The following is an 11,853-nucleotide window of genomic DNA, read 5'->3' as shown; positions in this document are numbered from 1 at the left end:
CTCATATCCCCGATTATCAAGAAATTCCGGGGATTTGTGTAGATACTTATGCCCTAAAGGACGAGGATTCCTGCTGCCAGACGCTCATGTCCGAGCGCGAGAATGTTCTTGGCTGCGTTGACATCTCTATCATGCAGTGCCCCACACTCAGGGCAAGACCATTCTCTGATTCGCAAGCCTGCTCTACCTTTCGGACTGTTGGAGCTAATAGCGCCGCAACACGAACAAGCTTGGGTGGTGTATCTTTCATTCACTTCCTCAAACCCTACCCCTGCGTTCTCGCATTTATACCGGAGCATGGTTTTGAAACTACCCCAACCCACATCTAACACGGATTTGGCCATCTTGGTTTTAGCTAGGGCTTTTGAACTAACATCGCCAATGACAATAGCAGCATAGGCTTTGACTAATTCAGTGGAAAACTGGTGCAGTTGGTTCTGTCTTGTGTTCTTAATCTTGGCGTGCAGCGCCTTGACTCTCTTCTTGTTTCTAGCCCTCTGAGCGATTCCTAGTTTTTGCTCATAGTGGCGGTAATACCGATCCGCTTTCAACTTCTTGCCATTGGAAAGGGTGGCTAAGTCTTTAAGACCGAGGTCTATACCAATAGCCTCTGTACCTGTCGACTCCAGTTTAGGCGCATTGTCCACCACTAAGCAGACATACCAACGACCTCTGGCATCTTCGACAAAGCAACCGGTTTTCACGCTATAGTGAGCTAAACCGTAGGAATCCCAGAGTTTAAAGGTTTGCTTTCCGTATTGGACAAAACCATCACCGTATCTAACCGCTGATTTTTTGAAAGGTATCCAGCCTAAAGACCGTCGAGCCGATTGCTTATTAGAAACTCGCCAATTCAACTTCGCTTTTTTGAATTGTTTGCGTCGGGTAATCAGCTCTTCGGTAACGGCTTGAATGGTTTGGCTGTGCAGCTTTAATTCTTTCGATGCACCCGCTGTATATTGGGCTACGTCGTAAGTACTAAAAAACTTCCCTGTTCTTTTGAGATGAGTGAAACACAAGTCATTAACGTAATTCCAGACGAAATTCACTTCAGTGGCTAACTGATTAAGCACTGGAGCATGTCGGTCTTTGATACGCAATTTCAGGGTTTTCATCGGTTTGATTCTACTAAACGGCACAACCTGTGAATAGATCGGCTAGCGCCGATACGCCTTATATTCCCGACCTGAAGGACGGGGGCTTACGGCGCGGAGGATAAAATTTAGCTTTTCATAAAACACACGATTTAATTGATCTTTGAGTTGAGCATGATAGATCACCTCCTGTTGTTCATCGTCCATCATGAAATCAAGAATACCGATGGTATAAACCGCCTCTAGCTGATAATCCCATTCACCCCGTTGGGCTTGCTCCTGAATCGCAAAGGTTGAGTAGTAAATACTGCGATCTTTAAAAAATGTCTGCTTCACTTTTTGCAGCTCGACAATGAAGCGCTCACCCGTACTACTCATGCAATTCAGATCAAAAATCGCTTTACGATCCATTTGGCTAATGCCTTGATATTCATTTTTGGTGTATTGCAACTCAGCGATTTGATGACGTTCAGGTAACAAAGTATTAAGGAAACTGATCAACAAGTCTTTATGTGGCTCTTCACCAAATAACTTCTTAAAACCAAAATCAGTTAAGGGATTGAGGTAAACGGATTGCATACCAAACTGTCCTATAAAGGCTTATATGGCTCTAAGTTTAGCATGAAATCATCAGGCTCTAGACCATAGAGAACTATTCAGTTAAGAACCTAACCAAGCACTCACTAACCCAGAGTCCACATCCACCAAATCCGCAACTACATCAAAATGATGTCGCCCTGCTTCGCGATGCGCCCGAATGTCAATCCCAAAGCCAGTCCAAATATTGGCGAGTAAATCATTTTGTCGCAAAAACTCGGGACGCTCTAAAGCCCCCACCCAGCAAGTGACTGGAATATTCGCTAAGGGCGCGTGTAAAGCCGCACTTTCTTGCGCTGCGGTTTCAGCGGTTAGTTGCCATTTTTGATTCATCGCCGTGCGCATTAAGGGGCGTAAATCATGCAGCCCACTGATTGAGACCACGCTTTTGATGCGTGCCTGCACCGCTTCAGGTAAGGTCGAATCCCTACAGATCATGCGTGTGACTAAATGACCACCTGCCGAATGCCCTGCTAGATGAATCGACCCCTTGACCAGTTGAGCGATTTGGGTGATTGCTTGAGTAATTTTCTGAGTGATTGCTGGAATAGCCGCTTGGGGTGCAAGCGGATAACTGGGCAAAGCAACCGCGTAACCTTGTGCAACTGCACCAGCGGCTAAATGAGACCACGAAGACTTATCAAAAGCCAGCCAATAACCACCATGCACAAAGACCGCTAAGCCTTTTGGGGAACCTTCAGGATAAAACAAATCGAAGCGTTCACGCTCACCTGCTCCATAGACAATATCTAACTCAGCACGCGCTGTTGTACGAAAGTGTGCGGCTGAATCTGCCCAGAATTTAGGATAAGTTTCGGCATGCTCGATATAAGCGCCATTGCTATACGCATCGTCCCAGTCGGTGATCATCCTGCTTCTCCCCCACTACTGTGTATTTGCTTATAGTTAGAGGTATATCTGCTTCAAGTCAAGGTCTAGGATTTATTTTAAATATAAATATTTTAAGCTTGAAATTTATACCAATGAGTGCCATGCTAATTGTTATCAACTTAGAGAAGAGGTTGGAGCGATGAAGATTCTAGTTCTTGGTGGTGGCCCGTCTGGTTTATATTTTGCCATTAGTATGAAGCTTCGGGATGCTTCCCACGATCTTACGGTGATTGAGCGTAATAAAGCGGATGATACCTTTGGTTGGGGTGTGGTTCTCTCGGATGAAACCCTCGACAACCTCCGTGCCAATGATCCAGTCAGTGAAGAAGTCATTCGCTCTCACTTCGCTTACTGGGATGATATTGCAGTCTATCACGGGGGTGTCAGAACCGTCTCTTCAGGTCACGGCTTCTGTGGCATCGGGCGTAAACAATTCCTCTTAGATTTACAAGCTCGCGCCCTACAGCTTGGCGTTAACATCCAGTTTTCTACTGAAGCTGAAAGCGCCGATCATTATCGGCATGAGTATGATCTAGTGGTCGCTTCCGATGGTTTAAACTCCAAAACCCGCACTGCTCTAGCCGATCACTTCCAACCGAATATTGATGTGCGACTCTGCAAATTCGTTTGGCTAGGTACGCACCAGAAATTCGACGATGCTTTCACCTTCATTTTTGAAAATACCGAACACGGCTGGGTTTGGGCACATGCTTATCAGTTTGACGCGGATACTGCGACCTTCATTGTCGAATGTGGAGAGGAAACTTGGAGTAAGTTCGGCTTTGGCGACATGACCCAAGATGAAAGCATTGCCACCTGCGAGTGTATCTTTAAAAACTATTTAGCTGGACACAGCTTGATTAGTAATGCACGCCATTTGCGCGGCTCTGCATGGCTAAACTTCCCGCGTGTCCTGTGTGAAAAATGGCATTATAAAAATATCGTTCTTCTCGGTGATGCTTCAGCAACGGCACACTTTTCGATTGGTTCGGGCAGTAAGTTGGGGATTGAATCCGCCATTGCCCTAGCCAATCTTTTACACAGTGAAAGCAGCATGGAGCAAGCTTTCGAGCGCTACCAAGAAGAGCGCCGTCTGGAAGTATTACGCTTACAATCTGCTGCACGCAACTCCATGGAATGGTTTGAACAGGTCGAGCGTTATTTAGATCTTGATCCGGTACAATTCAACTATTCTTTGCTCACCCGCTCGCAGCGGATTAGTCATGAAAATTTACGCTTGCGTGACCCTAACTGGGTAGAAAGCGCGGAACGTTGGTTCCAAGCACAGGCCAGCAATCCCGGCTCAAAGCGTGCGCCGATGTTTGCCCCTTTTCAATTACGCGAGATGCAGTTGAAAAATCGTATCGTCGTCTCACCGATGGCGCAGTATAAGGCCATTGATGGTTGCCCGACTGATTGGCATTTTGTGCATTATGCAGAACGGGCTAAAGGTGGTGCGGGCTTAGTCTATACCGAGATGACCTGTGTTAGCCCAACTGGGCGTATTACACTGGGCTGCCCCGGTTTATACGCACCTGAACATGAAGCTGCATGGAAGCGTTTAGTTGATTTCGTCCATCAAGAAACCGCTGCAAAAATTTGCTCACAAATCGGACATTCCGGGCGTAAAGGCTCTACTCAACTCGGCTGGAAACAGATTGATGCGCCCTTAGACTCTGGGAATTGGCCGCTCATTTCTGCCTCTGCTATTGCGCTGACACCTGAAAACCAAGTGCCCAAAGCGATGGATCGGACAGATATGGACGATGTACGCAATCAGTTTGTAGCAGCCGCACAAATGGCTGAGCGCGCAGGTTTCGATATGATTGAGCTGCACGCTGCACATGGTTATCTGCTCTCCTCCTTTATTTCGCCAATGACTAACATGCGCACCGATGAATATGGTGGGAGTTTAGAAAATCGCATGCGCTATCCAATCGAAGTGTTTAAAGCCATGCGTGCGGTGTGGCCAGCCAATAAGCCCATGTCGGTGCGGATTTCTGCCAATGATTGGGTGGGTGATGCCGGTATTACTCCAGAAGATGCGGTCGAGATTGCGCGACTCTTCCATGCGGCGGGGGCTGATATTATTGACGTATCCGCTGGTCAAGTCACCAAAGAAGAAAAGCCGGTTTATGGGCGTATGTTCCAAACGCCCTTCTCCGATCGAATTCGGAATGACACCGGCATTAAGACCATGACCGTAGGCAATATCTACGAACCGGATCATGTAAATTCGATTTTGATGGCCGGTCGGGCGGATTTAGTCTGCTTAGCACGTCCGCATTTAGCTGATCCTTATTGGACACTGCATGCAGCCATGCAAATTAATGACTTAGAAGAAAAATGGCCTGATCCCTATCGGGGTGGACGTGATCAGTTATTACGGATTAAAGATCGGCCTAAGGATACAATTCACGCATGAGCACTCCAAGCTTAGCTGGCAAACGGGTACTGATTACGGGTGGAGGTTCAGGTGTAGGAGCCAATATGGCTTTAGCTTTTGCCGAAGCAGGTGCTGACGTGATTATCACCGGACGACGTGTACAGGCTTTAGAACAAGTCGCCGCCCAACGTAGTGCTATTCGTGCTATTGCTGCGGACGTGACGGATGAAGCTAGCGTGCAAAGCTTATTTGCACAGGCAGGTTTGGTCGATATTGTGATTGCAAATGCAGGTACGGCTGAATCAGCACCTTTAGCTAAAACATCGTTAACGACTTGGCAAAATATGCTAGCCGTGAATCTAACCGGGGTATTTCTGACCCTACGCGAAGGCTTAAAGCAAATGCAAGAGCGTCATTGGGGACGTTTAATTGTGGTTGCTTCAACCGCTGGCTTAAAAGGTTATGCCTATGTAGTTCCCTATGCAGCGGCTAAGCATGGTGCAATTGGTTTGGTGCGCTCTTTGGCCTTGGAGGTCGCGACTCAAGGCATTACCGTGAATGCGCTCTGCCCGGGGTTTCTCGATACTGAAATGACCGAGCGTAGTGTCAGCAATATTATGCAGAAAACCGGACGCAGCCGTGAACAAGCGCTTGCTGTTTTAGCCTCAACTAATCCACAGCAGCGCTTAATTCAACCGTCTGAAGTGTCTAGTGCCGCTTTATGGCTATGTACAGCCGGTTCGGAAGGCATTAATGGGCAAGCACTGGCGATTGCCGGAGGAGAAGTATGAATAAGGACGATTCCAGCTCTAAGCAACGCTTACGTTTATGGCTACAGATCTTGCGTACTACACGCAGCACTGAATCTGAACTCAGAGAGTTCTTGCGGGTGGAACATGATACGACCTTGCCACGCTTTGATGTCATGGCTGCTTTAGATCGTGCACCTAAAGGTCTGACTATGACTGAGCTATCACGTTATCTGTTAGTCTCAAATGGCAATGTCACCACCGTTGTTGACCGCTTGGTGCAGGATGGAATAGCCACTCGAGAGCAACAAGCTAATGATCGACGCAGTTTGCGGGTGTCTTTAACTGAACTAGGTCAACAGCAATTTGCGCTAATGGCCAAAGCACACGAAGCCAAAGTGAATGAATTATTCGCAGACTTTAGCCCTCAAGCCATTGAACAATTACTCCATCTACTAAAAGCACATACACACAAGGAGACCGCCCATGAAGAGCATGGCCTCGCTTGAACCTAAACATTTTCGTTGGCAGATGCAAGGTCGAGTGGCACTGATTCGCCTAGATCGGCCTGAGCGGAAAAATCCACTGACCTTCGATAGTTATGCCGAGTTACGAGATACCTTCCGCGCCATGGCTTATGCCGACGATGTGGATGCGGTAGTGTTTGCTTCCAATGGCGGCAATTTCTGTTCAGGGGGCGATGTGCATGAAATTATTGGCCCATTGGTACAAATGGATATGAAGGCTTTATTGGCCTTTACCCGCATGACTGGCGATTTAGTCAAAGCCATGCTGCATTGTAATAAACCGATTATTGCCTCGGTGGAAGGTATCTGTGTGGGTGCAGGTGCGATTATTGCCATGGCTTCCGATTTGCGCTTAGGCACGCCGGAAACTAAGACCGGCTTTCTATTTACTCGGGTAGGTTTAGCGGGCTGTGATATGGGCGCTTGTGCGATTCTGCCCCGCATTATCGGTCAAGGTCGGGCGGCGGATCTGCTCTATACCGGACGGATGATGAGTGCAGAAGAAGGCTATCAATGGGGCTTCTTTAACTCACTGTATCCTCCCAGCGAAGTAGAAGCACAAGCCTTACAATTAGCGCAACGCATTGCGGCTGGCCCTAGTTTCGCGAACGGCATTACCAAAACCCAACTGGCGCATGAGTGGAATATGTCGCCCGAGCAAGCGATTGAAGCGGAAGCACAAGCGCAAGCAATTTGTATGCAAACTCAAGATTTTGAGCGCGCTTATCATGCCTTTGTGAATAAGGAAAAACTCGTTTTTGAGGGTAACTAAATGGCAGATTCAAGCTTCCTGCAGTGGCCTTTTTTTGAAACCAAGCACCGAGAACTAGCAGTGCGCTTAAAAGCTTGGTGCCAACAAGTTTTGCCCGCAGATCACCATAACACAGATGCTGCCTGCCAAGCTTTAGTGCAAAGTCTGGGTGCTGCGGGCTTTTTAGAACATACTGGCGCTAAAACTGGCGAAAGCATGGATGTCCGTAGCCTGTGTTTAATGCGTGAAACCCTCGCACGCTACGATGGTTTAGCCGACTTTTCCTTTGCTATGCAAGGCTTAGGGATGGGCGCAATTAGCCTGTTTGGCACGCCTGAACAACAACAATGGCTGGATAAAACCCGCAAAGGTCAAGCCATTGCAGGCTTTGCCCTCACTGAACCTGCTTCAGGTTCGGATGTCGCTAGCATGACTACCGCCGCACAATGGGATGGTGAAAACTTCATTCTCAGTGGCGAAAAAACTTATATTTCCAACGGTGGCATTGCGGATGTCTATGTCGTATTTGCTCGCACTGAAAGCCCCGAACAAGCAGCCGGTGCGCGTGGCATTTCGGCCTTTACTTTGCCTGCCGATAGTCAAGGTTTGGAAGTTGTTGAGCGGATTGAAACCCTTGCACCTCACCCATTAGCACGCTTGCGCTTCAATCAAATTCGTTTGCCAGCAACGAGTTTGATTGGCAAGCGGGGGGATGGTTTTAAGATTGCCATGTCAGTACTGGATGTATTTCGTTCTACCGTTGGAGCGGCTGCTTTAGGTTTTGCACGGCGTGCTTTGGATGAAACTTTAGCACGTAGCCAGCAGCGGCAATTATTTGGAGCACCGTTGTTTGATTTGCAAATGGTGCAAGGCCATATTGCGGATATGGCGTTGGCTATTGATGCAGCCGCTTTGCTGATTTATCGCGCTGCTTGGAGCAAAGACCAAGGCGCTGCTCGTGTCACCCGTGAAGCGGCGATGGCCAAACTATTTGCCACCGAAACAGCCCAGCAAGTGATTGATATGGCAGTGCAATTACACGGTGGCGACGGCGTGCGTAAAGGCACGATTGTTGAAAGCCTTTATCGAGAAATTCGTGCCTTGCGCATTTATGAAGGTGCATCAGACGTACAAAAAACCGTCATAGCTCGCCAAACATTGCTTAATTTTGAGCAAGGAGGATTGTGATGCTCGGACCGACAGGCCATATAGATACCTTCACCCGCGATCATTTGCCACCCGAAGACCAACAGCCTGATTTTTTACTTGATCAATTCCAATATCCTGAGTATTTGAATATCGCAATAGAATTGACCGATAAAATGGTCGATAAGGGGTTCGGTGACCATATTGCACTGATTGGTAATGGCCGCCAACGTACCTATAAAGAATTAGCCGATTGGACGAATCGCCTCGCTCATGTCTTGATTGAAGACTTAGGTATTAAACCCGGTAATCGGATTTTGATTCGCTCCGCTAATAACCCGGCTTTAGTTGCCTGCTGGTTAGCAGCTACCAAAGCCGGGGCCGTGGTTGTGAATACTATGCCTATGCTTCGTGCAGGTGAATTAAAGAAAATCGTCGATAAAGCCGAGATTACGCATGCTTTGTGCGATACCCGCTTAATGGATGAACTCACTGAATGCGCCAAAACTAGTAACTACTTAAAATATGTTGTGGGTTTTGACGGTACTGCTAATCACGATGCTGAACTAGATCGCGCAGCTTTAAGCAAGCCCGTTAAATTTACTTCAGTACAGACTGGATGTGATGATGTAGCCCTGCTCGGCTTTACCTCAGGCACGACGGGTGAGCCGAAAGCCACCATGCATTTCCACCGCGATCTGCTGATTATTGCAGATAGTTATGCCAAGGAAGTTTTAAATGTCACCCCTGAGGATATTTTTGTCGGTTCTCCACCTTTGGCTTTTACCTTCGGCTTAGGTGGCTTAGCAGTATTTCCCTTACGTTATGGTGCGACCGCAACCCTACTCGAAACCGCATCACCGCCCAATATGATCCAGATTATTGAGACCTATAAAGCGACTATTTGCTTTACTTCGCCCACAGCTTATCGAGCCATGATGCGGGCGATGGACGAAGGGGCTGATTTATCCTCCTTACGCTGTGCAGTCTCAGCAGGGGAAACCTTACCAGCGCCGGTGTTTGAAGAATGGCAACAGAAAACCGGCAAGCCCATGCTCGATGGGATTGGCTCAACTGAGATGCTGCATATTTTCATTAGCAATCGCTTTGACTCTGCACAAGCAGGTTCGACAGGCTATCCCGTCCCTGGTTATGAAGCCAAAATTGTTGACGAGCAGATGCGAGAGCTACCAAGGGGTGAGCCGGGGCATTTGGCGGTGCGTGGCCCGACTGGTTGCCGTTATTTAGCGGACAAACGCCAAGTAAATTATGTAAAAGCTGGCTGGAATATTACGGGCGATACCTTTATTCAAGATGAGCAAGGTCTATTTCACTTTGCAGCACGCAATGACGATATGATTATTTCGTCTGGTTATAATATTGCCGGACCTGAAGTCGAAGCTGTTTTACTCGGGCATCCTTATGTCGTTGAATGTGCTGTGGTAGGTGCGCCTGATATAGATCGTGGTTTCATTGTACAGGCGCATGTCGTGCTTGAGGCCGATATACCGCGTGACCTAAGCACGATTAAACTACTCCAAGATTATGTGAAGCAAAGCATCGCACCTTATAAATACCCCCGCTCGATTGTCTTCACGGATGCCCTGCCAAAAACCGCCACCGGCAAGATTCAACGCTTTAAATTACGTCCGCAGCAAGCCGCAAACACCACCGATTTTGTAAAAACTAAAACTTACTTCCAACTGCCAACGGGCATAATTTATCTGGATGGTAATTCTTTAGGCCCTTTACCGACCAGCGTGAAAGCACATTTGGATAAAGTGGTCGAGCAAGAATGGGGTGAACAATTGATTCGCGGTTGGAATACCTCTGGTTGGTTTGAGCAGCCACGTCGAGTCGGTAATCGTATTGCCAAACTGCTAGGCGCACTGGATAACACGGTTGTCATGGGTGATACTTTGTCGATCAAGGTGTATCAAGCCTTGGCCGCTGCACTCGCATTGAATCCAACACGCAAAGTGGTTTTATCGGATAGTGGCAATTTCCCGACCGATCTATACATGGCGGAAGGCTTACTGAAATCACTGAGTCAAGGTCATGTACTCAAAACACCTGAGCCCGAAATGGTCGAAGGCATGCTTGATGAGAGTGTAGCGGTGTTGATGCTCACGCATGTCGATTATCGCACTGGACGCATGCACGATATGAAGCGCTTAACCGCCAAAGCACATGAGCAGGGCATTATTGTGATTTGGGATTTGGCGCATTCTGCAGGTGCAGTGCCCGTCCATTTAACTGAAGCTAAAGCTGATTTTGCAGTGGGCTGTACTTATAAATATTTGAATGGTGGCCCTGGTTCACCTGCTTTCATCTATGTTGCGCCTAAACATGCCGATAGGGCTTTACCCGCTTTATCCGGCTGGATGGGGCATACTACGCCCTTTACCTTTGACTTAAATTATCAAGCTGCAGCAGGCATTCAGCGGATGCGTGTAGGGACTCCACCTGTGTTAGCACTGTCTGCTTTAGAGGCCGCCTTGAATGTTTGGGATGAAGTGACTATGCCGGAAGTGCGGGGCAAATCGATCACACTTAGCGAGCTTTTTATCAAGTTGGTAGAAGAGAAATGCCCGATGTTGACTCTGTCTAGCCCACGTAATCCCGAAGAACGTGGCTCCCAAGTTTCCTTCCGTTTTGCACAAGCCTATGCGGTGATGCAAGCCTTAATTGCGCAGGGTGTCATCGGTGATTTTCGTGCACCTGACTCGATTCGCTTTGGCTTTACCCCACTTTACATCGATGAGACTGATGTCAAGCAAGCAGTGGAAATACTCGCCAAAGTCATGAATGAGCGTTTGTGGGATAAACCTGAATATCAGCAAAAGGCAGCCGTAACATGACGAATACCCCTTATGATCCAGCTCATGAAGGCGCACAAATGTCTTTTGATGGGCGCATGTCGTATGGCGATTATTTACAGATCGACACGCTATTAAATGCTCAAAAGCCGCTGACGAATAAGCATGATGAGATGCTATTTATTATCCAGCACCAGACTTCAGAGTTATGGATGCGGCTGGCTGTGCATGAATTAGTAGCCGCTCGCCAAGCTTTGCGTGCTGGCCGTTTGCCGAATGCCTTTAAAATGCTGGCACGGGTCGCGCGGATTTTTGAACAACTCAATAATGCTTGGGAGGTGCTACGCACCATGACGCCAAGCGAATATACGCAATTTCGTGAGCAGTTGGGGCAAAGTTCGGGCTTTCAATCGCATCAATATCGGCAGATTGAATATATCCTTGGCAATCGGAATACAGCGATGCTGCGCCCGCATGAGCATCACCCAGATATTTTACAGCTACTAGAAAATGAGCTGGCGCAACCCAGTTTATACGATGAAGCCTTAAACTTAATCGCTAAAGCAGGTATTCCCATTCCGCAAGAAGTGCTAGGACGGAATTTACGCCTACCCCATGCAGCGAACGATGCGGTGATGCAAGCGTGGAAAGTGGTTTATCAAAACACCGAACGCTATTGGGATTTATATCAACTCGCTGAAAAACTAGTTGATTTTGAAGATTACTTCCGACGCTGGCGTTTTAATCATGTCACCACGGTAGAACGTATTATTGGCTTCAAACGGGGTACAGGTGGCACGGGTGGGGTTTCCTATTTACGGCGGATGTTGGAAGTTGAACTCTTCCCTGAGCTTTGGCATGTACGCACTATTTTATAAGTTTCGTGAAGGTAT

At 47.7% G+C, this 11,853-nt stretch carries 9 protein-coding genes and 1 pseudogene; 7 read left to right on the top strand and 3 right to left on the bottom strand.

Features of this window, described 5'->3' with window-relative positions; translation table 11 throughout:
* Positions 1 to 53: 53 nt before the first annotated feature.
* The 3 genes and pseudogenes from Q0307_RS15025 to Q0307_RS15015 form a co-directional block, all read right to left on the bottom strand.
* The gene (locus Q0307_RS15025) at positions 54 to 1,115 is read right to left on the bottom strand and encodes a transposase (RefSeq protein ID WP_298661635.1); all 1,062 of its coding nucleotides are present in this window, start codon (positions 1,113 to 1,115) and stop codon (positions 54 to 56) included.
* 99 nt (positions 1,116 to 1,214) lie between these two features.
* Positions 1,215 to 1,673 (bottom strand): annotated as a pseudogene (locus Q0307_RS15020) (Rpn family recombination-promoting nuclease/putative transposase); the annotation flags it as partial.
* An 81-nt stretch (positions 1,674 to 1,754) separates the two neighbouring features.
* Positions 1,755 to 2,561 (bottom strand): alpha/beta hydrolase, encoded by an 807-nt coding sequence (locus Q0307_RS15015; protein WP_298661633.1) that lies wholly within the window; start codon positions 2,559 to 2,561, stop codon positions 1,755 to 1,757.
* A 160-nt stretch (positions 2,562 to 2,721) separates the two neighbouring features.
* Between Q0307_RS15015 and Q0307_RS15010 the strand changes: the two genes are divergently transcribed.
* Genes Q0307_RS15010 through kynA form a run of 7 tightly spaced genes read left to right on the top strand, consistent with a single transcriptional unit; the run spans position 2,722 to position 11,838 of the window.
* The gene (locus Q0307_RS15010; protein ID WP_298661632.1) at positions 2,722 to 5,007 is read left to right on the top strand and encodes a bifunctional salicylyl-CoA 5-hydroxylase/oxidoreductase; all 2,286 of its coding nucleotides are present in this window, start codon (positions 2,722 to 2,724) and stop codon (positions 5,005 to 5,007) included.
* Positions 5,004 to 5,759 (top strand): SDR family NAD(P)-dependent oxidoreductase, encoded by a 756-nt coding sequence (locus Q0307_RS15005; protein ID WP_298661631.1) that lies wholly within the window; start codon positions 5,004 to 5,006, stop codon positions 5,757 to 5,759. Before Q0307_RS15010 ends, Q0307_RS15005 begins: the two co-directional genes overlap by 4 nt.
* Complete coding sequence (locus Q0307_RS15000; protein WP_298661629.1) at positions 5,756 to 6,226, top strand: MarR family transcriptional regulator; 471 nt, start codon at positions 5,756 to 5,758, stop codon at positions 6,224 to 6,226. The genes Q0307_RS15005 and Q0307_RS15000 overlap by 4 nt, the downstream gene beginning before the upstream one ends.
* On the top strand, positions 6,204 to 7,016 hold the full coding sequence (locus Q0307_RS14995; RefSeq protein WP_298661628.1) for an enoyl-CoA hydratase family protein: 813 nt from the start codon (positions 6,204 to 6,206) through the stop codon (positions 7,014 to 7,016). Before Q0307_RS15000 ends, Q0307_RS14995 begins: the two co-directional genes overlap by 23 nt.
* The gene (locus Q0307_RS14990) at positions 7,017 to 8,183 is read left to right on the top strand and encodes an acyl-CoA dehydrogenase family protein (protein ID WP_298661627.1); all 1,167 of its coding nucleotides are present in this window, start codon (positions 7,017 to 7,019) and stop codon (positions 8,181 to 8,183) included.
* A complete protein-coding gene (gene kynU, locus Q0307_RS14985; RefSeq protein WP_298661626.1) occupies positions 8,183 to 11,002 on the top strand; it encodes a kynureninase in 2,820 nt (939 codons plus the stop codon). Before Q0307_RS14990 ends, kynU begins: the two co-directional genes overlap by 1 nt.
* Positions 10,999 to 11,838, top strand: a complete 840-nt coding sequence (kynA, locus tag Q0307_RS14980) for a tryptophan 2,3-dioxygenase (protein ID WP_298661625.1) — start codon at positions 10,999 to 11,001, stop codon at positions 11,836 to 11,838. Before kynU ends, kynA begins: the two co-directional genes overlap by 4 nt.
* The last annotated feature ends 15 nt before the right edge of the window (positions 11,839 to 11,853 follow it).

Origin of the sequence: uncultured Thiothrix sp. (genome assembly GCF_937873765.1) — a bacterium.
Taxonomy (GTDB): Bacteria; Pseudomonadota; Gammaproteobacteria; order Thiotrichales; family Thiotrichaceae; genus Thiolinea.
Note: the sequence above shows the minus strand (reverse complement) of the source record. Positions and strands in the feature narration are given on the sequence as shown.

Bases quoted from the DNA above. Each gene is read 5' to 3' on its own strand.
- Q0307_RS15015 (WP_298661633.1), bottom strand. From the start codon at position 2,561: ATGATCACCGACTGGGACGATGCGTATAGCAATGGCGCTTATATCGAG.
- Q0307_RS15000 (WP_298661629.1), top strand. From the start codon at position 5,756: ATGAATAAGGACGATTCCAGCTCTAAGCAACGCTTACGTTTATGGCTA.
- kynU (WP_298661626.1), top strand. From the start codon at position 8,183: ATGCTCGGACCGACAGGCCATATAGATACCTTCACCCGCGATCATTTG.
- Q0307_RS14990 (WP_298661627.1), top strand. From the start codon at position 7,017: ATGGCAGATTCAAGCTTCCTGCAGTGGCCTTTTTTTGAAACCAAGCAC.
- Q0307_RS15005 (WP_298661631.1), top strand. From the start codon at position 5,004: ATGAGCACTCCAAGCTTAGCTGGCAAACGGGTACTGATTACGGGTGGA.
- Q0307_RS15025 (WP_298661635.1), bottom strand. From the start codon at position 1,115: ATGAAAACCCTGAAATTGCGTATCAAAGACCGACATGCTCCAGTGCTT.
- Q0307_RS15010 (WP_298661632.1), top strand. From the start codon at position 2,722: ATGAAGATTCTAGTTCTTGGTGGTGGCCCGTCTGGTTTATATTTTGCC.
- Q0307_RS14995 (WP_298661628.1), top strand. From the start codon at position 6,204: ATGAAGAGCATGGCCTCGCTTGAACCTAAACATTTTCGTTGGCAGATG.
- kynA (WP_298661625.1), top strand. From the start codon at position 10,999: ATGACGAATACCCCTTATGATCCAGCTCATGAAGGCGCACAAATGTCT.